Annotated in this window: 18 protein-coding genes; 8 read left to right on the top strand and 10 right to left on the bottom strand. The window is 42.8% G+C overall.

Going from position 1 to position 24,363, the window contains the following annotated elements:
* The first annotated feature begins 527 nt into the window (after positions 1–527).
* From KO533_RS07070 to cydX, 3 genes are read left to right on the top strand one after another with little or no spacing between them, the layout of a single operon-like run.
* On the top strand, positions 528–2,084 hold the full coding sequence (locus KO533_RS07070; protein ID WP_028761244.1) for a cytochrome ubiquinol oxidase subunit I: 1,557 nt from the start codon (positions 528–530) through the stop codon (positions 2,082–2,084).
* Positions 2,085–2,099: 15 nt separating this feature from the next.
* Complete coding sequence (cydB, locus tag KO533_RS07065; protein WP_028761243.1) at positions 2,100–3,239, top strand: cytochrome d ubiquinol oxidase subunit II; 1,140 nt, start codon at positions 2,100–2,102, stop codon at positions 3,237–3,239.
* A gap of 19 nt (positions 3,240–3,258) precedes the next feature.
* Entirely contained in the window at positions 3,259–3,375 is a 117-nt protein-coding gene (gene cydX / locus KO533_RS07060; protein WP_011788717.1) for a cytochrome bd-I oxidase subunit CydX, read from the top strand.
* 625 nt (positions 3,376–4,000) lie between these two features.
* Here the strand turns inward: cydX and KO533_RS07055 are convergent.
* Positions 4,001–6,004, bottom strand: coding sequence for a methyl-accepting chemotaxis protein (locus KO533_RS07055; RefSeq protein WP_219253443.1), 2,004 nt, complete (start codon positions 6,002–6,004; stop codon positions 4,001–4,003).
* A gap of 260 nt (positions 6,005–6,264) precedes the next feature.
* Between KO533_RS07055 and KO533_RS07050 the strand changes: the two genes are divergently transcribed.
* Positions 6,265–6,510, top strand: a complete 246-nt coding sequence (locus KO533_RS07050) for a DUF465 domain-containing protein (RefSeq protein WP_105251903.1) — start codon at positions 6,265–6,267, stop codon at positions 6,508–6,510.
* Here the strand turns inward: KO533_RS07050 and KO533_RS07045 are convergent.
* Together KO533_RS07045 and KO533_RS07040 are read right to left on the bottom strand one after the other, a co-directional pair.
* Positions 6,495–9,575, bottom strand: coding sequence for an efflux RND transporter permease subunit (locus tag KO533_RS07045; RefSeq protein WP_219253440.1), 3,081 nt, complete (start codon positions 9,573–9,575; stop codon positions 6,495–6,497). The two genes, KO533_RS07050 and KO533_RS07045, sit on opposite strands and share 16 nt — an antisense overlap.
* Before the next feature lie 2 nt (positions 9,576–9,577).
* Complete coding sequence (locus tag KO533_RS07040) at positions 9,578–10,684, bottom strand: efflux RND transporter periplasmic adaptor subunit (RefSeq protein ID WP_219253438.1); 1,107 nt, start codon at positions 10,682–10,684, stop codon at positions 9,578–9,580.
* Positions 10,685–10,823: 139 nt separating this feature from the next.
* On the opposite strand from KO533_RS07040, the gene KO533_RS07035 reads away from it, so the two are divergent.
* On the top strand, positions 10,824–11,453 hold the full coding sequence (locus KO533_RS07035) for a TetR/AcrR family transcriptional regulator (RefSeq protein WP_131523683.1): 630 nt from the start codon (positions 10,824–10,826) through the stop codon (positions 11,451–11,453).
* 120 nt (positions 11,454–11,573) lie between these two features.
* A complete protein-coding gene (locus KO533_RS07030) occupies positions 11,574–12,518 on the top strand; it encodes a DUF6268 family outer membrane beta-barrel protein (RefSeq protein ID WP_131523684.1) in 945 nt (314 codons plus the stop codon).
* A 12-nt stretch (positions 12,519–12,530) separates the two neighbouring features.
* Here KO533_RS07030 and KO533_RS07025 read toward each other — a convergent pair whose 3' ends face one another.
* From KO533_RS07025 to KO533_RS07015, 3 genes are all read right to left on the bottom strand, one after another.
* Positions 12,531–13,091, bottom strand: coding sequence for a chalcone isomerase family protein (locus KO533_RS07025; protein ID WP_219253436.1), 561 nt, complete (start codon positions 13,089–13,091; stop codon positions 12,531–12,533).
* A 302-nt stretch (positions 13,092–13,393) separates the two neighbouring features.
* Positions 13,394–13,873, bottom strand: a complete 480-nt coding sequence (locus tag KO533_RS07020) for a DUF2947 domain-containing protein (protein WP_028761235.1) — start codon at positions 13,871–13,873, stop codon at positions 13,394–13,396.
* A 118-nt stretch (positions 13,874–13,991) separates the two neighbouring features.
* Positions 13,992–16,451 carry a 6-hydroxymethylpterin diphosphokinase MptE-like protein gene (locus KO533_RS07015; RefSeq protein ID WP_219253433.1) on the bottom strand — a complete coding sequence of 820 codons (2,460 nt, stop codon included), beginning with the start codon at positions 16,449–16,451 and terminating at the stop codon, positions 13,992–13,994.
* A 406-nt stretch (positions 16,452–16,857) separates the two neighbouring features.
* Here KO533_RS07015 and pseB point away from each other — a divergent pair, with 406 nt between their 5' ends.
* On the top strand, positions 16,858–17,859 hold the full coding sequence (gene pseB / locus KO533_RS07010) for a UDP-N-acetylglucosamine 4,6-dehydratase (inverting) (RefSeq protein ID WP_219253431.1): 1,002 nt from the start codon (positions 16,858–16,860) through the stop codon (positions 17,857–17,859).
* On the top strand, positions 17,856–19,001 hold the full coding sequence (pseC, locus tag KO533_RS07005; protein WP_219253429.1) for a UDP-4-amino-4,6-dideoxy-N-acetyl-beta-L-altrosamine transaminase: 1,146 nt from the start codon (positions 17,856–17,858) through the stop codon (positions 18,999–19,001). Before pseB ends, pseC begins: the two co-directional genes overlap by 4 nt.
* A gap of 6 nt (positions 19,002–19,007) precedes the next feature.
* Here the strand turns inward: pseC and KO533_RS07000 are convergent, their stop codons facing one another.
* The 4 genes from KO533_RS07000 to KO533_RS06985 are packed head-to-tail and all read right to left on the bottom strand — an operon-like array spanning position 19,008 to position 24,358.
* Positions 19,008–19,598: a class I SAM-dependent methyltransferase gene (locus KO533_RS07000; RefSeq protein WP_105251913.1), complete on the bottom strand. Its 591-nt coding sequence runs from the start codon at positions 19,596–19,598 to the stop codon at positions 19,008–19,010.
* The gene (locus KO533_RS06995) at positions 19,595–20,710 is read right to left on the bottom strand and encodes a hypothetical protein (RefSeq protein WP_105251914.1); all 1,116 of its coding nucleotides are present in this window, start codon (positions 20,708–20,710) and stop codon (positions 19,595–19,597) included. Before KO533_RS06995 ends, KO533_RS07000 begins: the two co-directional genes overlap by 4 nt.
* Positions 20,697–22,427, bottom strand: a complete 1,731-nt coding sequence (locus KO533_RS06990; protein ID WP_219253427.1) for an NTP transferase domain-containing protein — start codon at positions 22,425–22,427, stop codon at positions 20,697–20,699. The genes KO533_RS06995 and KO533_RS06990 overlap by 14 nt, the downstream gene beginning before the upstream one ends.
* Positions 22,424–24,358 (bottom strand): glycoside hydrolase, encoded by a 1,935-nt coding sequence (locus KO533_RS06985; protein WP_105251916.1) that lies wholly within the window; start codon positions 24,356–24,358, stop codon positions 22,424–22,426. The genes KO533_RS06990 and KO533_RS06985 overlap by 4 nt, the downstream gene beginning before the upstream one ends.
* Between the last annotated feature and the right edge of the window lie 5 nt (positions 24,359–24,363).

The raw sequence follows: 24,363 nt of genomic DNA, 5'->3' as shown, positions 1-24,363 counted from the left end.
TTGCAACATTATTTATTTGTTGGTTTTTTGATGATTAGAGCTTATTTTTGCTGCCTAGTTAGTGAAAGCATGACTTTATATCAATTAATGGTTGCTCACTACTCTTGTTTTTATCGATTGTCAATCCTCTCTGGTGGGGAAGTGTGTGCCTCACCGCAAAACCCACCTAAACCCCTGAGTTTGATTGATTTGCATCAAAGCGAGGTGGTATAAAATAGCCACAAATGAAAATGAATAAATATCTTAACTATCTGATATTTATATCGATGAAATCATTTGATTGAGTGAGTGGTAGGGTGTCGGTCTCAGTTACTTGTGATAGTGTGACTCGCGTCTCAATATGCAACAGATATTGGTACTTTTTAGCCCTTGCTGCTTCGAACTAATGCAAAAGATTAAATTTAACGGTTTATACTGTTGTCGCAGATATAAACACAAAATGAAAACTCACTATCCTACAAAGGCACTTGCTGTGATTGACGCGGGTTATGTCATAGCAATTGGACGCACCAAGTAAGGAGTCACCGATGATTGTTGAAGAGGTTGTTGAGCTATCGCGGTTGCAGTTTGCGCTGACAGCCATGTATCACTTCCTATTTGTTCCCTTGACTTTGGGGTTGGCATTTTTGCTGGCTATCATGGAATCACTGTATGTGATGACTGATAAACAAATTTATAAAGATATGACTAAGTTCTGGGGTAAGTTATTTGGTATTAACTTTGCCTTGGGGGTTACCACAGGTTTGGCAATGGAATTCCAGTTTGGTACTAACTGGTCTTACTATTCGCATTACGTAGGGGACATCTTTGGTGCGCCTCTGGCTATTGAAGGTTTAATGGCCTTCTTCCTTGAATCTACCTTCGTGGGTATGTTCTTCTTCGGTTGGGATCGTTTCACTAAGCGTCAGCATTTAGTCGTGACTTGGTTAGTGGCCTTTGGTTCTAACATGTCGGCATTGTGGATCCTAGTGGCAAACGGTTGGATGCAAAACCCTGTGGGTTCAGTGTTCAACTACGAAACCATGCGTATGGAAATGACCAGCTTCGCTGAGGTTGTGTTTAACCCTGTCGCGCAGGTTAAGTTTGTTCACACCGTCGCTTCGGGTTATGTGGCGGGTGCCATGTTTGTACTGGCGATCAGTGCTTATTACATCCTCAAGAAACGTGACTTACCTTTTGCCCGTCGCTCATTCGCGATTGCGGCAAGCTTTGGTATGGCGGCGATTCTGTCGGTTATCGTGTTAGGTGACGAATCTGGCTATAAAGTGGGTGAAGCACAGCGCGTTAAGTTAGCAGCGATTGAAGCTGAGTGGCATACAGAGCCTGCTCCAGCAGCCTTTACTGCTGTCGGTTTTCCGAATCAAGAAACCATGAAAACAGATTTTGCAGTCAAAATTCCTTATGCGATGGGTATAGTGGCAACACGCTCGTTGGATGAAGAAGTGACTGGTATTCATGACTTGATTGCTGAGCATGAAGTGCGTATCCGTAACGGTATGAAAGCCTATGCCATGCTAGTGAAACTGCGTGCGGGTGAAGAAACGCCTGAACTACGTGCTGCTTTTGAAGAAGCGAAAGTCGACTTAGGCTACGGTTTCTTACTAAAACGCTACACAGACAAAGTGGTCGATGCGACTGAAGAGCAAATTAAAGCAGCAGCTAAAGATTCTATCCCGAACGTAGCACCGATTTTCTGGAGCTTCCGTGTGATGGTAGGTCTAGGCTTTATCATGTTGTTCGTATTTGCTGCGGCATTCTGGCAAAGCACACGTCATCAAATCGCCGAGAAAAAATGGGTACTTAAAGCTGCACTTTATAGCTTGCCATTGCCTTGGATCGCGATTGAGTGTGGTTGGTTTGTGGCTGAGTATGGTCGTCAACCTTGGACGATTTCTGAGGTACTACCGACCTTTATGTCTGCGTCAAGCTTAACGACTGGCGACTTATGGTTCAGTATCCTTTCTATCACCTTGTTCTACACTGTACTGCTGGTGATTGAGATGTTCTTGATGTTTAAGTTTGCCCGCATTGGTCCGAGCAGTTTGAAAACTGGTCGTTATCATTTCGAGAACCTAGAAGCCTAAGCAGAGGATTTCATTATGTTTGATTATGAAATATTAAGAGTTATCTGGTGGGCTCTGATCGGCGTACTGTTCATCGGATTTGCGGTTACTGATGGTTTTGACATGGGTGTCGGTGCGTTACTGCCAATTATAGGCAAAGACGATACTGAACGCCGTATCATGGTTAACACTATTGCTCCCCATTGGGACGGCAACCAAGTGTGGTTAATCACAGCAGGCGGTGCGTTATTTGCCGCTTGGCCTATGGTGTATGCAGTGTCTTTCTCTGGCTTCTATGTCGCCATGATGTTAGTGCTGTTTGCCCTCTACATGCGTCCAGTCGGATTCGATTATCGTTCTAAAATCGAAAATCCAAAGTGGCGTAAGTCATGGGATTGGGCCTTGTTTGCCGGTGGTTTTGTACCTCCGCTGATCATAGGCGTGGCCTTTGGTAACTTGTTACAAGGTGTGCCTTTTGAATTCGACGAGTTCCTACGTGCGACTTATCACGGTGGTCTGTTCGGCCTGTTGAATCCTTTCGGTTTGCTGGCAGGTCTTGTGAGCGTGAGCATGTTTATGATGCAAGGCGCTTCTTGGCTACAAATGAAGACTGACAGTGAGCTGCGTGTTCGTGCTGCGAAAGCCACGCAATTCTTCGCATTGTTAGTGGCTGTGTTGTTTGCTGCTGCGGGTGTGTGGTTAGCCAATGGTATTGATGGTTATGTAGTGACTTCAGTACTGGACCATAATGCAGTTTCTAACCCAGCCATGAAAACCGTCGCAATTGAAGCGGGTGCTTGGCTTGCCAACTATGACAAATACCCCATCACTATGCTGTTCCCTATCTTAGGTGTGGCATTGCCTCTGCTAGTGATTTTGGTTAGCCGCTTTAACCGTTCAGGTTTTGCGTTCCTATTCAGCTCACTCACAGTGGCTATGGTGATTTTGACTTGCGGTGCAGCAATGTTCCCATTCGTCATGCCATCATCACTTAACCCTAACGTCAGTTTGACTATGTGGGATGCAACAGCCAGTAAAATGACCTTAGGTGTTATGACTGCTGCTGCAGCGATTTTCGTACCTATAGTGTTGAGCTACACTGTCTGGACTTACTACAAGATGTTTGGCCGTATCGGCCGTAAGCATATTGAAGATAACAAAGCCTCACTCTATTAGGCATTAAGGAGCATCTGCTATGTGGTATTTTACGTGGATATTAGGGGTTTTGTTGGCCTGTTCTTTCGGGATTATCAATGCCCTGTGGCTTGAGAATACAGAGAACATGGACAGATCGGCAGAAGATGCCGAGTAGCGTCTAAACTCGATTTAAAAACCTCGCATCAGCGGGGTTTTTTATTGGGATTTTTTGATGGGCTGAGGTTATTTTAATTTGAGGCAGAGCTAGGCTATCGTATTAGGCCAAGCAGTTAACTTCGCTGCAGAGTGTTGATGTAACTGCAGCGGATAGGCCTGATATCATTGTTTTTTGATTGTGCTCTCTGCAGATGCTTGCTCTGCATGGTTTAAGATATTTTCTCCATTACTCTTTTACGTCAGGCTCCTAAATCAAAGTCCCAAATCCCATTTCTTAAATGTGGCTCCTATCGTTTTGATGTACTGCTGTTATAAAAAATGCCGCCCAGTTAGGGCGGCATTTAACGTTTGATAAAGCACTAACTCTGTATCTAACCTGAACTCGGGATAACGAGTGTCGAAAAATCTAAATTTAACAAATAAAATCAATTGCATAAAATTATTCGTTTAAAGCGAAAAATCTATTTCCTGACTGAATGCGCAGATTTTTGCGCATATCAAGGCGCTCTGTCGTACGCCATAGCGAGCTATGGTTAGACAGAGCAACGCAGAGAGGCCCGAAAAGATGCCTATTCAGCGGCTCTGCTTATCCCGAGCTCAGGTTATCTAAGTCCGTATTTGAGTTAGGCCTTAAACTGGCTTATTTGGCGTTTTAAGGCGGCGGCTAAGGAAGACAGTTCATTGGCAGAATGCACTGTTTCAGTGGCACGGTGCTCGCCTTCGTTAGCGAGTTCGCTGATCTGATGCAAATTGTGGGTTATCTCTTGTGCAACACTGCTTTGCTGCTCAGTAGCCGAGGCAATATTGCGTGAGCTAATCGCGAGTTCGCCAATCCTACGGGTGATTTCCTTCAGTTGTTCACCCGTTGCTTCCCCCTGTGCTGCAGATTCCATTCCTAATTGATGACTTTGGCTCATTTGTTCTGTGGTGCTTTTCACTTGAGTTTGCAGCTTTTCAATTGTTTGGCCAATTTCTACAATGGATGACTGGGTCCGCTGGGCGAGAGTCCTCACCTCATCGGCAACGACAGCAAAGCCTCGACCTTGATCGCCTGCGCGCGCCGCTTCAATCGCTGCATTTAATGCGAGTAAATTAGTTTGCTCGGCAATGCTGTTAATGACTTCGGTCACCTTGCTGATCGCTTCACTTTCATGGCTGACTTTTTCAACCGATTGATGACTGTTGCTGAGTTGCTGACTGAGTTTGAGTAAATCCTGCACCACTTTCGTCTGTTGGTTTTGACCTTCTTTGGCTGCGGCATCCACTTGCTGGCTTTGAACTGCGCCATCTTGGGCATGATTAGCCACATCACGGATCGAGGTCGACATTTCTTCGATGGCAGTTGCGATTTGATCCGTTTGTAGCATTAGGGCTTGAGCTTCTTCACCATTTTGCTTCGCGATACTCTGTGCCTTGGAGGCCTGTTGCTCTAGACTCATGACTGAATCCTGCAATGCAATAATCAATTGCCTGAGCTCTGAGGACATAGTTGATACGCTGGTCGTAATTCGATCCACTTCGTTTTGACTCTGTGGTTCTGATGGCGCTAAGTGATGGCTAAAATCGCCACTGCCTAAATTTTCCATATGCACTTGGAGGGCATGCAAAGGTTTGAGTGCGCGAATTAAGACAACTGATAATAGCGCTGTGATCAGCGCGATCCCTGTGACAGCAACGACGGCGTTGATGGTGAGCAATTGCATACTTTCTTCATTAAGCTCATTTGCCTTGACTTGACCCACTAGCACCCAATTCCAGCCCGTTACGGTTTGGCTATAAGCAAACATGGGCTCATTTTTACTATTGCTGTAATGGGATTCCGCATCATTTTGGGTGGCATACGCAACACTTAAGCCATCAAGCATACTTTCGGTGATGATGTCACCTGCATTGAACTTAGGATGGGCGACTAACACATTGTCTGCTTTGCGGACTAATAGAAAATGGCCACTTTCTTCTAAGGTGATTCTGTTAACTGCTTCTTGTAATTGTTTTAAGGAACTGGTGATGTCGAAACCAATATATAAGATACCAATGACTTTGCCCTGTGTGTCTTTCACTGGACGATAGACTGTCATGTAGTCTTTGCCGAAAAGTTTGGCATAACCTTCGTATTCATTACCGCTGATCAGCACTTGATAGCCTGGATGTGTTTTGCCAAGGGAAGTACCTAGTGCACGGCTGCCATCGGCTTTTTTGAGCGAAGTCGAAACTCGCATAAAGTCATCGCCATCACGCACAAATACTGTAGCGGTACCGCCAGTTAGATTAGCAAAACGATCGACTTTACTTTTTGATGAGTTCACTTGTTCTTGTTCATGCATTAGGGCTGGAGAGCCTACTCCCATCACATTGACAGTTTTATTTTGCAGACTAAATTGTCCAGGATACATTTCCTTAAAAACATCGGCGTTGCGTCTCGCAAGCTGCAGAAGACTATCGTACTGCAGCTCTAACATGTCTGAAACTGCACGCATTTCAGATTTCATGGCACTGATACCTTTATCTTCTAATACATTTGAAGCGGCTTTATAGGAGACGGTACTCAATACGCCAAAGATGAGAAGAGTGAGAATAAACGCGAGGGCGCCAATTTGTTTTGCAATAGGCCAATTTTTATAATTCATCGTAAGATCCTATAGGTAACGGTTACATCAATGTAGCCTAAGTTTTACTTTGTAGTCTTGATGTGGGTCTAAAACTTCTGCAATTTTAAACTCATTTCGTTGATATTTTTGCAGTTTTAGACTTGGACTCATCGGCTTATTTTGCAGAAATGTTAGTAGATAACATGTTCAAGTACTGGCTGTATTTTGAGGGTATAGACTAAGCTGCTTAAGGTAAATGGAGTTTATAGTGTTAGAACCACATTATAGGAGAAGTGTATATGCTAGGTGAGAATCATGCGTTGGTTTATGAGTTTCCTGATTTTGTCGATCAAATTAAGCATTTAAAAGTCAATAATACTGCCTTCGCGACCATGGCTAGTCGTTACCATGAGCTCGATAATAAAATTAGGGCGCTGGAGTTAACAAAAGTGCCCACCGCCGATGAGCACTTTTTAGCGTTAAAATTAGAGCGATTAAACCTTAAAGATAAACTGTACCAATATCTAGTTCATGATGCGATTTGAGCTTGAATCGCGGATGGGGTGTTCGCCGTACGGGTTTTCATCAGCAGCAAATACATGGTTGGAACCCATACCAGAGAAAGTAAAGTCGTCAGCAGGGTGCCGCCCGCGATAGCAATGGCAAAGGGAGGCCAAAACCCGCCGCCAGCAATGATGAGCGGAATAAAACCGCCCACGGTGGTAATGGTTGTTGAGCTGATATGACGGCCACAGCTGCTGACGGTAGACACTATGGTTTCCATATCGCCGAGCCGAGCGCTCGGCATATCTTCTAGTTCGGCCAAGATCACAATCGCAGCATTAATGGCAAGTCCCATTAATCCAAGTAGTCCTATGATGACCGGGAATCCAAAGGGATAACCAAATACAAACACGGCTAATAGGCCTAGTCCTGCCGATTGTATCGCGCTCAATAGAATAATCGCCGTGAGCCTAAAGGAGTTGAACGACAACACCACAGTGGCTAATAACAAGGTGACGACCAACATCATATTGGACAGTAAATTACCGACTGCTTCGTTACGCTTAGCGCTTTCCCCACCGATTTCAATGCGATAACCCGATGGCAACGGTAATTGAGCCACTTTATCTTTAACATCATTAAGCACTTGAGCAGGTAATACCCCACTGACGATATAGGCTTCTATGGTATTAACCCTTTGGCCGTTGCGCCTTGGAATGGCGCCGCGGCTCACTTGCACTTCGTTGTGGGCGAGGGCGGATAATGCAACAGACTCACCCGAAGGTGTCATTAATTGAATTTCAGAAAGGCGGCTCACCTGCTCGCGACTGTCATCAGCAAGGCGAACTCGTACGGGTAAGGATTCTGTTTGCTCAAGCACGCTACCACCGATAACGCCTGTGGTTGACATTTGGATCTGTTTGGCAATGTCCGTCAGGCTTAACCCACTCATTAGACTGGCATCTTCATTTACCTGTAGCCACAGCTTAGGTGCACCGGCACTTAAGGTTGCACGTGTGTGAAGTACGTCCGGCGTTTGCGCGAGAATATTACGAACGTCGTCGCCCAATGATCGCAAAGTATCTAGATTCGGGCCGAAGATCATTAGCTCCACTGGCGCATTAAAGGGCGGGCCTTGCTCGAGTTTTCGTACTAGTACTTGCGCTTCGGGGAAAGCGCTATCAAATTGCTGTTGTAATTCGGGGATTAACTCATTGGCACGCTCAAAGTCAGTCACTTTTACCATGGCCTGTGCATAGTTAGTCGCCCCTTGTTGGCGCTGCGTCAGGTTGTAATAAAATGAGGGCGTATTACCGCCGACCACCCAATCGACTTGAGTGATCCCTGTGACTGCGTGGAGTTTTTTATCCATCAACTGCACTTGGTTCAAGGTGTTTTCTAAACTCACATGGGGCGCAAGATAAATTTCAATTTGGAACATGTCCCTGTCCGATGGCGGAAAGAATTGCTCTGTCATCTTACCCGAGGCGAAAAACCCTAATACTGGTGTAATGCCGATAAGCAGCGCGCTGACGATAGGGCGTTTAAGGGCAATTCTCAGGCTCGCTTGAAAATATTGGCTCACTAGCGGGAGGTTGATCCCGTGTTGATACCAGACATCCTGTTTACCTTCATGACTAAAACGTCCCGCGAGCCCTGCAATTAACGTATGGGAAATCACGTAAGAGCCCAGCAGCGCAAACATCACTGACATGGCAATGCCACCGACGAATTCCCCCGCAGCACCGGGCATGAGTACTATGGGCGCAAAAGCCAAAATAGTGGTGATAGTCGATCCCGCTAAGGGCAGCCAAAGGTGGTGTAAGGTTTCGCTCACTGCGGCTAAACGGCTCATTCCTTGTTGACGCCTTTGCGATATGGCATCGACAATCACTATCGCATTGTCCACCATGATCCCAAGGGCGACGACGAGTCCTGTCACCGACATTTGATGTATCGGCAGGCCGATATATTTCATGCAGGCCAAGGTAAACAGCGCTGTGAGCGGCAATGAAATCGCCACTATGATGGCGTTTCTTAAGCCTAGGGTGAGGAGTAATACCAGCAAGATGATGACAAATCCTTGCAGCAGGTTAACCACTAGCCCGCCAAGTCGTTCGCTGGTGTAACTGTTTTGCTCAAATAGCCATTGGATCTGGATATTGGCGGGGACGTCGCGATTGAGTTCGTCAACGACGTTATTGACTTGCGCTTGCCAAAGATCAACACGGGTATTATCGATCATTCGTACTGCAACCATTACGCCTTGTTCACCATCGACTAACGCTATGCTATCCGCTGGGGTTTGAGCTTGGCGAGTCACTGTTGCTATGTCGCCGAGGCGAATAATTTGCCCTTGGCTATCAATTTTAAGCGGCACTTGGCGAATACGGGTTAAAGAATCAAGCTCGCCGGAGACTTCAACTAAGGCACGAAATTCACGGTTGTTGATTTCACCCGCAGCAATTTTACTGTCGGCGCCGCTGAGAATATGGGCGATGGACGCAGGAGAGAGCTGTAACTGGCTCATCTTGTTACCATCAAGCTGCACTAGCATTTCTTCGGTTGGGGCGCCGTAAAGTTTGACAAAATCCGTGCCCGATAACAGCCTGAGCCGACTCTGTAATTCTTTTGCGTAGCGGTTTAGCATGTCGACTTGTACGGGCGTATTACTATTCCATACTAAACTTAAGATGGCGGTGTAGGCATAACCAATTTGATCATCGAGTGTGGGAGATTGTATGCCCTCAGGTAAATTAATTTTCGCATCGGCCAATAAATCCCGCGCTCGAGACCATACAGGAGCCGTTTCTTTAACTGTGTCTTTCAATTCTAACTGTATAACTGAAATCCCTGGTCGAGAGGTCGATTGGATCAACTTAATTTCTTCCAAACGCCTGAGCTGGTTTTCAATGACTTCAGTCACTAAGGCTTCTACCCGTTCGGCTGAGGCGCCAGGATAAGGGGTGATCACTGAGGCGAAACGGTTAGTTATGTGGGGATCTTCAGTACGCGGCAGGCTCGATATCGCACCAAAGCCTGCGACAAGTAATAGTGCAATAACGAGGCTGACTAAGCGGCCGTTTTCAACAAAGGCTTTAATCATAATTACCTCGTGGCTGCAGCAATGGGAGATACAGTTTGGCCTACGACCAGCTTATGCAGCCCTTGGCTGACATAGATTTCATTAGGCTGAATCGCGCCTTGAATGTAGGCCATGTCTTGGGTGGTGTAGAGGATTTCCACATCGCGGCGCTCTATGATGGATTGCTGTTCATAGTTTGCGATGACATAGAGATTCCATAATCCGCGAATACCATCCGTCAGTGCGGAAATGGGTACCCAATAGCCCGGTTGCGGGATTTGCTGTTGTTGATGCAGATACGCAATTTCACCGTTAATCACACGGGCATCTTGGGGTAGGCTGATCCTAAGTTGTAGGGTACGACTGACGGGATTGACTTCAGCGCTAATACCGGCAATTTCAGCAGGAAAGGTTTGATCTCGTACACTAACTTGCACTTGCTGTTTGGTGTGAAATTGCTCTGCTAGCGCAACAGGAACACCAATATAAGCTTCAGGATTGATGTTACCCACTAAGGTGAAGATAGGACTGCCCGCGGCAATCACTTCGCCAAGATTATGTAGCCTTTGGCTTATGGTGCCGTCAAAGGGCGCCACTAAGATGGATTTATCGATCTTAAGTTGATTGGCATGCTGTGAGGCAAATAGGCGGTTTTTCGCTGCGGCTAAGCTATTTAATTGTGAGCGGTTTTCATCTAATAGCTGCTCAGAGACATAGCCCGATTTTTTCAATTCTTGATTACGTTTTAGAGTGCTGGTGGCCAGATCAACATCGGCTTGGATTTGTGCCAGACTTGCTTGGATCTCTTGACGCTCGGCTTCGAGTAGTCGGGTATCGAGAACGGCAAGTATTTGTCCTTGCTTAACTTTACTCCCAGAATCGACCAGTAAATTGTTTAACTTTCCTGCTAGTTCAAAGCCTACACCTGTGGTGTTACCTGCACGGATAGTGCCAGTGAAGGTCTGAAAGTGTTCATAACTTGGGGTCTGGATCAACGCTTGGCTTGTGACTGTGGGTAGCGTGGCTGTCGTAGCGTGTTCGGTGACTTCCTTTTGACAGGCGGATAATGTGGCTAAAGCAAACACGCAGACGCTAAGAGTACGCCAAGAAAGTCGGGCAGTTCGATCCATTTTAAAGGCTTCCGCTGTAAGTTAAACGTTAATACTATGTAACTAGACTTTCCAGTCTAGTTGTACGAAACTAGACTGTCTAGTCTATTTTGTGCTTAACTAATGCCAATTAATTATGTCTATCTATTTGAGAGTTGATATGACGCATTCCTCTGAGACGCAATTACCTTTGAGCCGTAGTGAACAAAAACGTCAGCAAGTCCTTGTGGCTGCTATTGATTTGTTTTGTCGTCAAGGTTTCCCTCATACCAGTATGGATGAGGTTGCAAAGCTTGCGGGCGTGTCGAAACAAACCGTATATTCCCATTACGGCAGCAAAGATGAATTATTTGTTGCGGCAATTGAATCTAAGTGTGTTGGCCATAATCTTAATGATGATTTGTTAAGTGATCCCACTAAGCCGGAATCGGCATTAACCCAATTTGCTTTGCAATTTGGGGAAATGATCGTCAGTCCTGAAGCTATTACCGTATTCAAAGCCTGTGTGGCGCAATCCGAAAGTCATCCTGAAGTGTCGCGATTGTTCTTTGACGCGGGCCCTAAACACATAGTGGGCTTATTGGCGGATTATTTAGTCGCTGTAGAAGCGTTAGGGCAATATCGATTTGGTAATGCTCACCATAGTGCAGTGCGTTTATGTTTAATGCTGTTTGGTGAGCTAAAACTTAAATTAGAATTGGGGTTAGCGGCCGATGAGCTTTTTGACGACAGGAATCATTATATATTGGGTTGTGCTGACATGTTCTTGAGGGCGCATCGGGTAGAGTAAAGGCTTGTTTGTTTCAAAGGTATTAGTTTGTATCTTCATTTTGAAAGTGTGAACCTTTTTATTCAATAGCGCGTATTATGCACAAAAATTTATCCATTATTTTAAATGCAAGGAGCTAGCGTGGCTAATCGAAAACTCGCACCATTAAGCGTAAAACAGCGGTTGCTGAAAGGCAGTTTGTTATTGTTACCGTTAATGAGCTGTGCCGCTATTGCAGCGGATAAACCTTCGCAGGAATACAAACCTTTTAGATTAAGTGTCACGCAGATCAGCACCCAAAGCGCCGAGGTAGCTAATGGCAATACTGAGCTACAAAGGGACAGCTTATTACTGAATGCTGGGATGAATGTATCACTGGATAAGCAATGGTCGCTAGGCTTTCGTGTGGGCTATGACCGACTTGATTATGACTGGCGTAACATCACGCTTACTGGCGCAAACAATGTCGCACCGCTGTTTGGCACCGACGGACAGAATTGGAATCATATTAATCGTTACCGTGCCGGAGTGTCGTTAAATTATCGCATGGATAAACATTGGGCCTTCTTTTTAGCGCCGCAGATCCAATATGCCTACGCCGATACTGCATCGGCTAGCCAAGCTCAGAGTTACGGTATTGTGGCATCGGCCATGTATGCATTTGATTCGGGAAACATGATTGGCTTTGGGGTCGCGTATCTTAATGATATCGATGAAGTTCGCACTGTGCCTTATCTTGCCATGCGTTGGCAGATAGATGAACATTGGACACTGGCTAATCCATTCCAAGCCGGTTTTAGTGGTCCAGCAGGACTAGAGCTCAGTTATCAATTCAATCCTGATTGGAATATTGGTTTGGGTAGTTCACGTCGTACTGAGCGATTCCTTATTGAGGATGATGATATTGCTGTAGAAACGAACGAATGGGTGAGCTATCTGCGTGGCGGTTGGCGAGCAACGCCTGCTTTAACCGTAAATCTCTATGCTGGTTATTACTTTGATGGTGAGTTAGAAGTGACAAATCAAGCCGCGCTTGAAATGGATAACCAAGGCGCAGCGGCCTTGGATATCGAATTCAAATTCTAACGTTAATGTTAGTTATTTGTCCAGCATGGCCTCTTTGAGGCTTTTCTGGGCAGGCTTATCACCTAGCCAAATTTTTAACAGTGCTTGACGGAACATTTCACCTTCGATGGTGGCTTGTTCCTGACCATTTTTATAGGCTGTCACGCCACGGGCTTTATTGGCGACTAAGGTAAATTGGTCACCTTCTTTAATTTCTTCCTTAAACAGCGCCATAAAGGTATCTATTTGCGGTTGAATATCGGCGGTGTTTTCTGCAGTCGCTTGCTCAAAACCTTCAGTGATCGCATCGCGCATTTTTTCTGAGGTGATCATGCCAGAGGTAATGTTAAGGCGTATCGCTGCAACTGGTGCATCAATAACCGCTGCAGTGCTACTCAATGCTGCTGGCAAATACAAACTGCCTACATATAAATCCATAAAGAACTTACTGCGAACGCCCGCGCCATTGAGGTGTAATGTTTGGCTATCTAATGTCACTGTCTCGGCGACTTGCACTCCTGAGACTTCTTTTGCCATTAATGTGTGGGGTAATAACAGCGCGCTTGCTAGGGTCAGAGTGGAGAGTAACTTCATAATACACCTCATTTTTCTATTTTAATTATTGGGTTTTAAGCGGATTTTCATGAGTATTTACAGCAAAAAGTTGACCCCAACTTCTCAAATACTCGGCACCGAAAATGGATGTTAATCTAAAGAAGAGGGGAGTGATAGGCTAATTGTGCTTACGCATCATTCAAACATGGTTAAATATGGCATACTCATCATTAAATATGAGCATGCCAACAAGATGACTCATCGCGCTAAATTATCGGCGTAAACGTGTTGGCGTAAAACTATCGATGGGGAAATCATCAGCGTTAAGCAACCTGTGTAAATTATCCGCGAGTGCCTAGCTTGTACTGACCACTCTGTTCGAACATCACCGCTTGTTTCTGTTTTGGCGAGATCAAAATGGGACCGTCGTCAAAGAAAAGAAAACACTTCCAATTGCGGACGAACACATCCCAACGAGTTTCAATAATCTGATATTTTTCATAGCAAAAATACACCGGCGTCTCATCGGGCCATTGTATAAACTCAGCTAACATGGTGGGTAAACTGCTATCTTCACTATCCCAAGCGCTCTGCCAATGATCTGTTTCCACCCAAGCATCAGCCTTCGCCGCCCAATCTCCCTTAGTAAATTGCTCCGCACGACTACTCTTGTTGCTGATCCATTGATTCCAGATTTCCATCGCACTTTTATCTGTTAACGGCAGGATATGCGCCTTGTCCTCGTCGGTGACAGGCAAGTCTTTGTGGTTGAAAATCCACTTACGGCGGTAAGTTTCTAAAGGTATATAGGTATGAGCCAAACAAAATCTCCTAGGATATGCAGATGAGCAATGCTGAAACGAGGCTAATTATACGGTCTAGCGAGGTAATAGTGAAATCACCGAACACGAATATGCGAGTTCGGTGATCTTGAGCCTGTTATTGTGAGACGTTCATTAGTCTTGTGAGTTCAGATAAGTAATCACGTGCCACTTGATTATCGGGATCGGCATTAATTGCATTAGAAAATGCAGTGTGCGAAGCTTCTACTTGATTGATTTCAAACATGAATAATCCAAGTTTTATCCATGTTTGTGTATCCGATGGATACTTCTCTAAGTAATCTAGGTAGACATTAACTGAGTCTTGAATCTTGCCTTGGAGTTTTAAAATATGCGCATACTGAGGCATGTACTCATCACTATAAGCCAAAATTTTGACTAGAGTTGCTGTTGCAAGCTCAAGGTTACTTAGTTTGAGCGCCAGTAAAATAATATGCTTTAACTCCATCTCAGTACAAAGTTCTTCAGGCAGAGCAAGTAAAGCATCTAATGCCTGTTGTGGCTGTTGTTCAAGGCTGAGTTGGAATGATAAGGCGAGGTGATACAGCCTTTTAGCTTCATTGTCAGATTCAATTAAGGGGAATAAGTTTTGGACTGTAAGTGATAATCCATAACTATTTTCATTCGAGTTTAGTCCCATAATTTTTTTATAGACGCGTTCCATTCCAGAGGCTTTATTTAGCGTATCGATATAAGCTTTTCGTACTTGAGTGATATCTTCTTCAAATTTATCTTTTAATTGTGAAAAAATAAAATTTTCATGCGAGTCAGATAATGCAACTTTATGGTTTTTGCACCATAAGAAAACTCTACCAGGTTGATGATTTTCTAGCCAGACAGGGGCGAGTGGAGCTAATGAGCTAGAATCAATTTCTAATATTCTAAAAACTATTTTTTTGTAAGATTTTATTACTAGTTTAAGAATGTTATGGCAGGTCGTATTAAATGCATCATAGTAATTTATAGTCATTTTATTAATGTGTGATTGAGTCCAATTTTCTGTTTCTCTTGTAGTTAGAAACTTTGAAAACTCAAGATATCCATAGGTTTTAATTAATCTTGTTAGCTCTGGGTACTTTGAGTTTATACTTTTTTCAATCTTATTGACTTCATCAAGTATGACATCAGAGTTCAATGAGTTTAAATTGAGTTTTTTAGATAGTGCTAACGCTTTCTTTGTTAGCTTTAGTAGCTTGGTGAGATCGTCTTTAGCTTTTTTACATTCATCTAATGTTTGTTCTAAGTCAATTTTTTTATTTTTGGTGTCGCACTTTTCTAGGCAAGAAATTATTTTACTACCAAGTTCATCAAGAATAATATTTTTAGTAGAAATATGAGAAATGCCTTCGATTTTTGCAGCATTTTTTGACAAATTTATAAAGTCAACATTAGGATATTTTTTAGCCTCAGATGCTAGTGACTCCATCGCATGGACAAGCTGTATTGGAGTTTCAGCTTGGTAGCCTGCATAGGTTTCGACCCATTTATTATTATGTCCTAAATTAGGGCCTAGATTAGCTTCAACTGTTCCGTTTGCATGAGTGTATCCAGATCTTGAGTAACAATAATCAACACCACTTAATAGTATTTTTTTGAACCCCATCTCAACAGCTAGGCGAATCGAACTATTAGTAACTGTCGGCCCGACAGTAATGATGTTGTCGTGATCCTTTTTGCCACTCCATGGATATCGTTGACCTAGATATATACTTTGTCCTTGCCATTGTGAAAGTACTTTTGGACTAACGTGGTAAGAGTTTACTAGAAGTGTGTTTTCACTTAATGCAAAAATTTCTCGACTAACATCAAAGCTAAACTCTTGTGGATCAACGCAAGTGATAATATCAACTGAAATAGAGTGTTTAGCTAGCTTACCTGCAATACGCGACACTGCAATAATGAAAAGATTGTCACTGTTCTTTATTATCCAATCAATATGCTCATCAAGTGAGGGGCCGCCAGCAACAACCAAGCAAGTCTTCCCTTCAAATTTGTTTCTAAGAAGCTTTGCAGGTGTGTGATTGTCTGGGATATTCTCTAGTTGAGTCTGAAAGAATATTTTTTGGGTGAATAAAATCCTATGATTAAAATATTCATCTTGGACTTTGTTTTCTATTCTGCTAAATAGTGAGTTATAGGATTCTAGGTGTTGGGATGTGACACCAAGAGAAGCATAAATCTCATACTCTCCTTTAGCGAGATATATTTTTATATCCTCTTGTTCTAACTGCTCTAGAAAATCAGTTTCATTTACTATCTTAAAGTTTTTTTGCTTAGTTGACGGGATATCTATAATTAATAATGGTAGCACTTCATCCAATTCGATAAATATAAATTTAGACCCTAAAGCGATTTCCTGTTCTAATGCATAACTTGCTAGCAGTCCTGAGTCCATTCCAATAATAATATTAAGCTTATCTTTAATCGAAAATGCCTTTTTAAACTTATTGTTATAAATTGTTTTTGAGTCAAGATTTTCAAAAGTATGGCGATTTATGCTAGGTAAATAGTATTCATTAAATCGACTTATTGCGAAACTATTCAATATTTTGTTCATTAGTTATACATTCCTATTGGTCGGCAAGTAAGTCAATACGAGCTCTTATCTTATATGCCAAGGCAAAAAATTGCTCAGGTAGAAAACAGCAATAAATGCGCCATGTTATTTTTTTGACAGTTTATATTGACATTTAGCCCTCAGGTGTTGATTGACTAGTTAGAAAGGGCTGACTTGATGCAATAAAGTCGAAATTAGCCTATAAAATCATGTAAATTTTACGAGTAACTACCTATACTAATAGAGCTTTATAGGTGAGTAAACTACGTTCTAGTAATGATTTTATGCCATGTTGGCTTGTTTTTTGCTTTGATTTAATTGCTTTAGCAGTAAATCGTCAATTGTATAGGTTGCTACGGTTACATTATCAAGATGGAAAGCTAAATTGAGCCACTGGGGAGGCCCTATGTTTGATAACAAAACAATTTTAATTACAGGTGGCACTGGGTCATTTGGGCAGAAATACACAAAAACAATTTTAGAAAGGTATAAGCCCAAACGGTTGATCATTTTTTCCAGAGATGAATTGAAGCAGTTTGAAATGCAGCAGATATTTAATGCTCCCTGTATGCGTTATTTCATTGGAGATGTGCGTGATGCCGACCGCTTAATGCAAGCATTGCAAGATGTCGATTATGTTATCCATGCAGCAGCATTAAAACAGGTACCTGCTGCAGAGTATAATCCTATGGAATGTATCAAGACAAACATTTATGGTGCAGAGAATGTTATTAAGGCAGCTATTGCCAATAAAGTAAAAAAGGTGATCGCCTTATCGACAGATAAAGCTGCGAGTCCAATTAATCTTTATGGTGCGACAAAGTTGGCTTCTGATAAGTTATTTGTTGCAGCCAATAACATCGTAGGTCCTGGGAAAACACGCTTTGCTGCCGTCAGATATGGAAATGTCGTAGGTTCTCGTGGTTCCGTCGTTCCTTATTTTAAGCAGTTGATTGCTAATGGTGCTTCATCTCTTCCTATTACCCATCCCGATATGACTCGCTTTTGGATTACACTCCAAGATGGTGTTGATTTTGTTCTTAAAAATTTCTCTAGAATGCAAGGTGGAGAAATTTTTGTACCTAAGATCCCTTCAATACGAATTTCCGATTTAGCGGATGCTTATGGTAATGGATTACCACATGAGATCATAGGTATTCGTCCTGGTGAAAAAATGCATGAAGTTATGTGTCCAGGTGATGATTCTCATCATACGATAGAATTCTATGATCATTTTGTTATCACACCATCAATTAAATTTTTTGGTCGTGAAAGTGATTTTACAGTTAATGCTTTAAATGAAGTTGGCACTTTAGTTAATTCTGGCTTCGAATATAACTCTGGTAGTAATGTTCATTTTTTAACAGTCGAAGAAATATTAAAACTAGATGAGGAGTCATGTTCATGATTCCATATGGAAGGCATGATATTGTTGCCGATGATATTGCTGCCGTTGTTGAAGTATTACAATCCGATTTTTTAACTCAAGGTCCTAAAGTTCCTGAGTTTGAAAAGGCCATTTGTGATTACACGGGAGCCGCATTCTCTGTTGTCGTTAATAGTGCAACTTCTGCTTTACATATTGCTTGTCTTGCCTTGGGTGTTGGTCCTGGAGATCTAGTATGGACATCACCGATTACCTTTGTAGCATCGGCAAATTGCGCTTTGTATTGCGGTGCTGAAATTGACTTCGTCGATGTTGACTCAGAAACAGGTAACATGTGTCCTGTAGCCCTTGCCAATAAATTACGTAATGCTGAGCGTTTGCCTAAAGTTATTATTCCTGTTCATTTAGCAGGCCATAGCTGCGATATGCAAGCAATTGGCGATTTAGCTAAGCAGTATGCTGTGAGTGTTTTAGAGGATGCTTCCCATGCTATAGGAGGAAGCTATCAAGACCAGAAGATAGGCGCATGTCAGTATTCCGATATTTGTGTATTTAGTTTTCATCCGGTAAAAATAATCACGAGTGCAGAGGGAGGAGTTGTGACTACTCAACAATCTGACTTAGCTAAACGTATGGTTCAACTTCGTAGCCATGGGATTGTTAGAGATCATACTGTTATGCTTAGGCCGGATGAAGGTGACTGGTATTATGAACAGCATGAGTTGGGGTTTAACTATCGCATGACCGAGTTACAGGCAGCGCTCGGCGTGTCGCAAATGAAGCGACTCGATGCCTTTGTGTTAAAAAGAAATGAATTAACAGCCCTGTATCGTAAACAACTCATAGGCCTACCTTTTAGTTGGGTAGAGCCTTTACCTAATACTCAAAGTGCTAGACATCTACAAATTATCCGCCTACATGATACCTCTGCAAGAAAGCAGATATTCAATGATATGCGAGCTGCAGGTATACAAGTACATGTGCACTATTTTCCTGTACACCTTCAGCTATTTTATCTTCAAAAAGGTTTCCAACGAGGAGATTTTCCATCTGCGGAGCACTTTTATGAGCAGATTTTGAGCTTGCCCTTATACCCTGGACTAGAACTCGATGAACTGAACTTAGTGATAACCCAACTCAAGCTTCAGTTATCAAAGCAATGATAGTTTTTATTTACGTGCAGTTAACCAGTAATAAGACTCGATTCTGCCATCAGTAAAGTTTTCATCAGTGACTTTCCCGATTGATTGAATGGTTAATCCTGCACGCTCAATTAACTGACGTATCTCATTATCATCGTAATAGCTCTTCACTGTATCAACAGTTTTTCTGCACTCTTCTTTTGCATTGAAAGAAATGATTAGACTTGCACCAGGCTTAAGAACATGGCTAATTGCTTGTAGAGTAAATTCAGGTTGCTTCAAATAATGCATCAGCCCCCAACAAAGAATCATATCAAAGTGTTGGGCCGAGAAGGGGGTTAACACATCCGGTACCGAACCACATAAAAGTTGTTGTTGCGGTAATTGATAGCGAGATTTAACTATTTCAAGTGCTGCCGCACTTTGATCGGCGCCATATACTTGCCGAAATCCCAGCTCCAACAATGCTCTGATGTTACGTCCTTCGCCACATCCAAGATCTAAAAGTCGTGCATCTGGTTTTAGGTCCAGTCTAGAAACCTGTCTTATGACATTAATATCCGGCCAAACCAAAGGTTTTTTTGCTCTGACTTCCCGATAATGTGTTTCCCAGCTCATTCTTTAGCTCCTGTATTAAATGAGAATGCTCTTCCTGTTGTGTTTGATAAAAATGCATTTAATTGCCATTGATACGTGAATGAGAGTATCAAGCAGCCGTCGATCTCTGCACATTCTTGGTATCCCGAATCTGGTAATTTGATGTTGTATTGTTCAAGTTTTTGCTTAAATAGCAGTAGCATGGGAACTGTTTGTTTTATCGACTCTGGGGATTTTCCGAGAGCGAGATGAATGTTGTTTTCAAATACATCATAGCCATTGCTCATCATTGGAATGAAGATGTCATTGACTTTGTCGCCACCAATTTCCGCATGAACTTCATAGATTTTACATTGTTCGTCAATCGGATTGAATTTCATTGCCGTTTGAAAAAAACCATGTTGAATTGCCAAAGCATTTCTCATACATGAAAACTGGCTTTGTGCCACTTCGTTTAAGTTTTGTGAGACGGTATACCAACCTATGCCGTCAAAGCTAGGCGGTCCGTTTGATATTTCGCCTATGGTACATAGGTGCAATATCTGACTGTTATAAACGAAGTCTATTGAGACAATGTCCTGACCAAGCAAGTACTCTTCAATATTTACCGAGCCATCTAAGGATACTGATACCGCATTTGAGTAAGCTTGCTCTAAGTCTATGCTTGAATTACATAAACTCATTGCTGCGTGAGATTTTACAGTATTGGCAGGTTTTACAAAGACAGGGTAATCGATAGGATTATGAATATCGAATATTCTTGGTGCAGCAATATCATGTAGTCTGAGCGCGTGTAATAATTTTTGTTTGTGGGTGAAAATTTCACTATTGTCTATATCTAGTCCAGGGAGTTTAAAATATTTAGCAATCATTGCGCAGCTAACCACTGGCTTGCCTGTTGATCTCGTTAGCACTGCGATTAATTTGATATTTTCTGCAATAATGGCGTCAATGATCGGTGTCGCGTCATAGGTACTGACATTGATAAACAGATCCGAAATCATCTTTCCTGGCGCTTGAGCATTGGCATCACAAGATACGACTTTCCAGCCCATTTCTTTAATTTTTAGGATCAGAGGAACTTGATTCTGCCCAGCTCCAACGCTGAGAATATATCCATCACAGCTTGACATGAGCATCCTCGATTAAACGGCTAACTAACTGACACAACTTGTTTCCCCCCTCTATTTCAAGGGAGTGCTGGTCAGCATTATTTAGACATCGCTCTCGAAACATTTGGCTTTCCGATGTAAATAGCGCTTGAATACCTTGGGTTATGGTTTCTCGTGAGCGACTAATGAGACAACATTCTGCTTTCTCTAGCGCATCAAGTTCTTGTGGCTCGCAGAGTGAGTCGGTTGGGAGTAGCAGTGTGAGTGATCCAGATGCAATCGCCTCAAACAGAGAAATGCCATAGCAGCAAATAACAATTTCTGACTTTGACATTAGCTCGGGTAAGTTTTCAGGGTTAATGACATGAGCCCATCTTTCTTGGTTAGGTAGTTTCGGGTTGTCTGCATAGGGCCCCTGTACCCAAGTTATTTTATAAGTGGTTGGGACCTGTGTTTCTATTATTGCCGGTAACCAAGAGCCATATTGCAATGCATCGCTGCCGCCAGTGGTGATCAGGACCCGCTTTTCCTTGGGCACTATTTTCTGCGGTGTGAACAGGTAATGCGACCAGCCGTATGTTGTTTTATCTGAAGCTGACTGACAAAAAAATGCAGGTACAAATATGGCATCCACTAAGAAATTGATATCAGCATCGGTTTTGTCGATGGCTAGCAGTTTAGTGTTTGCTGATTTTGCCTTGGTAAGGGCTGAATTTAAAAGAACCTTGTCTATGTAATGTGGATGAATGTCTACTATCCAGAGTGCGGTGCTATTTTCCAGCATTTGGGAAAGCGCCGATTGTTCGTTTTTGTACCATATTGCAGTACTTTGCAGCCAAGGTAAGTCGGTGCGTTTGTCACCAACTATATGTAGAGTGACTCCTAACGATAAATGTTCTTGCAGTAAGTTAGCGATAAAAGCACTTCTTTTGAGATGTCCCATACCGATATCTTTCCCTGCATGACAGAGTATATGTGCCTTTTTATAGTGCGTATCTGGACGTTTTTGTTGTACGTGATTATTCAGAGCTCGAAGTTCAGGATCCGCCAGAAGCTGCGACTGAACCCATTTCAAGTTCACAATAGAATCGCTAGTATTCTCTTGGAACCAACGCTGGTATATTTTCTCCATGAAAAGGTAGTCGGCATGGGTATCGACTGAGATCCTATGTTTTATCGCTGAAAAATCATCACTGTCGGTGATGTTGAGTTTTTCTAATACGGGTATCAGTTTATCAGCATAACCAACATGTTCACGAGACATGTCACTTTGACTCGCCACTAACAGTTTCTTCCAGCCCGTGAAGCTGTAAAATGCCATACCTTCGTGAATACTCATTATTCCCTCAGTAAGAACAATACTGTCTTTGATTGGATGGCGTTTTAATTCTTTGATCGCATGATCGATAAAATCTGGATCGACTAGGGGGCAATCGCCGCAGATGTAGACAATATATTGAGGTTGAAATGTATTTATGACTGCATCTAAGCGCCCCATGAGATCATTGACATCACCTTCGAAAGTAAAACAGTTTACATTTTGATCTTGCGACCAATTCACCAGTGGGCGGTTGTAATCATCTGCCGTGGTAGCAAGTATGATGTCATCGATTTCCTTGCAGCGGGTTAACCTACACCATAGCCGCTCAATCATAGGCTTACCGGCTAGGTGCAACAGATGCTTTCCTGGTAGACGGCTAGAATTTAATCGAGCACCAACTATGGCAATGGTCTTCATTTGTGGGTCTCACATTGGAGTGAACATGGACTTATACTGTATTCAAAACTTGGCAAGTAACCATCTTCCTTAAGCGTTTCATCGGCTTCAATGAGTGAAAACCATAACCTATTAAGGTAGTTGTCATTAATTTTTTGGCTAGAAATCATAGGTAATGCTGCACAGTGTGCGGGATCCCATTTAAGTTTTACGCCAGAAGGCCCTGAACCGAAACGCACTTCTCCAGCCGTAGCGCCAAGTGCACTGGTAGCAGAGACAATTGATGATACTGGATTACCATGATTAAAATCATTTTTGGCCTGAAAGGTTTCCAAGGTATCGCTACCTAAGTGAGTTTGGTACCAGTTTCTTTGGCTGCAATCGAGTAATGTGACATACCCAAGCCGCAGTGATGCTTCAGGCCGAGTATGGTTATCAAAAGTGAAACCACAGGTTAGGTTTTCGCCACTTAATCTATACCATTTGCTTAATCCACCTGAGCGTAATGATTGATGACTGAGTATAAGTAAGTCATTGGCAGTATTTAAAATCTGATACTCAACTTTATTGAGGTCCGTAACTCTGTCTCTATGTCTGAATCTTTCCATTAATAAGTGGTTACTAAAAAAATCAACGCCATAGCTGATGTGGTCAAAGTAGCCATGTGAGAGTGTGCCTAAAATGGGTGTGAATCCCTGTGATATAAAACTCAACTTTTCTATGCACAATCCTCTGTTTGCGTTGAGTATTAGATGGATTTCTGGTGTTTGTATGCTGAGTTTTCGTCTTGCTTCGTCAAATTCAATTTGGACATTATCTGGGATGATATTTGTCTGCTGTGTATTTTGGCTGATTAAAGTCGATGGTTTAAATATTGGCTTTTGAACTGCCAACGCCTCAAATCGTTTTTGGGTTAAATGAGTTCGCAGATCGCTGGCCCATCGTCGGCACAACTGCCGCCATTGATGATCGGTTGCTGTGTCTTTATTCAGTTTTTGGAAGTCAGCAAAACATTCACTGTTGAGTTGTAAGTCATTGCGCCCACTTAATGCCCAACGATTAATGTTATATTTTGCTTGTTTCTTTACTGAGACGGGATGTTCGGCATTCGTCAGTGTTAACGCTGGAGATGGACGCCATAATGTCATTACGTCACATGGAGGGCTCCATAAAAATCTTGCATCGCTATTTAATGTTTTAAATAGTAGGTCAATTCGTTGCCACTCTTTATCTGCTTGAACTGCTTCTGTGTTGTAACGTCCTGGGCGGTAATCGAACACTTCCGCATCACTGCCATAGAGAGGAAAAGCAAGGCATCCAGGTTGTATAACTTTATTGAGGTATTGCAGATAGTCTTCGAGTAATAATTCCCCATGTACATAGCGCTGAAACTTTTGGAAGGCGATTGCATGGTTCCAGATAACCTTAATTTCGTTACCTAATGCGGTAACTAGGGACTGGGGACGTTTCAATAAATCAGTATGCCAATTAGGATTATGCGAATAGGGGTTATCCCATTCCACAACAACAGCATCAAAGCCAACTTCAAGGTAAATATCCAGTAGCCCTGCAGAAACAGCTTGTTCATTAAGATAAGCGATTGTTGGTTTGTAACCTAGAATACGGTTGTAGGATACTTGCCCAAGTCGAAGATTATGACGATTAACATCGGCAGGTACTAGTGGGCCTATGATCTGGCTGTCGCCACTCGCAATAAGTTCACAACGATTTTCATTCAGTAACGTTTTGAAGCACTTAATCCAATCGGGGTCTACAGATTGAATTGCTTCAAGCGTGTATGCTGTCATCTCCAATCCGAGCGGAATCCCATTTTCGATCAGTTGCAGCAAAGGCCAATAGCATCGCTGTACTACTTCAAGATGTGATTCTTTCTCTATGGATGAGAATGCCAGATTCATATGAAAAATAGCGTAAATTTTTACTGGCGTCATGCCGA

Origin of the sequence: Shewanella sp. NKUCC05_KAH, from assembly GCF_019345585.1 — a bacterium.
Classification (GTDB): Bacteria; Pseudomonadota; Gammaproteobacteria; order Enterobacterales; family Shewanellaceae; genus Shewanella; species Shewanella oncorhynchi.
The sequence above is the reverse complement of the archived record's forward strand: the minus strand, read 5'-3'. Positions and strand labels throughout refer to the sequence as shown.

Bases quoted from the DNA above. Each gene is read 5' to 3' on its own strand.
- cydB (WP_028761243.1), top strand. From the start codon at position 2,100: ATGTTTGATTATGAAATATTAAGAGTTATCTGGTGGGCTCTGATCGGC.
- KO533_RS07035 (WP_131523683.1), top strand. From the start codon at position 10,824: ATGACGCATTCCTCTGAGACGCAATTACCTTTGAGCCGTAGTGAACAA.
- KO533_RS06985 (WP_105251916.1), bottom strand. From the start codon at position 24,358: ATGACGCCAGTAAAAATTTACGCTATTTTTCATATGAATCTGGCATTC.
- KO533_RS06995 (WP_105251914.1), bottom strand. From the start codon at position 20,710: ATGTCAAGCTGTGATGGATATATTCTCAGCGTTGGAGCTGGGCAGAAT.
- pseB (WP_219253431.1), top strand. From the start codon at position 16,858: ATGTTTGATAACAAAACAATTTTAATTACAGGTGGCACTGGGTCATTT.
- KO533_RS07000 (WP_105251913.1), bottom strand. From the start codon at position 19,598: ATGAGCTGGGAAACACATTATCGGGAAGTCAGAGCAAAAAAACCTTTG.
- KO533_RS06990 (WP_219253427.1), bottom strand. From the start codon at position 22,427: ATGAAGACCATTGCCATAGTTGGTGCTCGATTAAATTCTAGCCGTCTA.
- KO533_RS07040 (WP_219253438.1), bottom strand. From the start codon at position 10,684: ATGGATCGAACTGCCCGACTTTCTTGGCGTACTCTTAGCGTCTGCGTG.
- KO533_RS07050 (WP_105251903.1), top strand. From the start codon at position 6,265: ATGCTAGGTGAGAATCATGCGTTGGTTTATGAGTTTCCTGATTTTGTC.
- KO533_RS07045 (WP_219253440.1), bottom strand. From the start codon at position 9,575: ATGATTAAAGCCTTTGTTGAAAACGGCCGCTTAGTCAGCCTCGTTATT.
- cydX (WP_011788717.1), top strand. From the start codon at position 3,259: ATGTGGTATTTTACGTGGATATTAGGGGTTTTGTTGGCCTGTTCTTTC.
- KO533_RS07015 (WP_219253433.1), bottom strand. From the start codon at position 16,451: ATGAACAAAATATTGAATAGTTTCGCAATAAGTCGATTTAATGAATAC.
- KO533_RS07070 (WP_028761244.1), top strand. From the start codon at position 528: ATGATTGTTGAAGAGGTTGTTGAGCTATCGCGGTTGCAGTTTGCGCTG.
- pseC (WP_219253429.1), top strand. From the start codon at position 17,856: ATGATTCCATATGGAAGGCATGATATTGTTGCCGATGATATTGCTGCC.
- KO533_RS07025 (WP_219253436.1), bottom strand. From the start codon at position 13,091: ATGAAGTTACTCTCCACTCTGACCCTAGCAAGCGCGCTGTTATTACCC.
- KO533_RS07055 (WP_219253443.1), bottom strand. From the start codon at position 6,004: ATGAATTATAAAAATTGGCCTATTGCAAAACAAATTGGCGCCCTCGCG.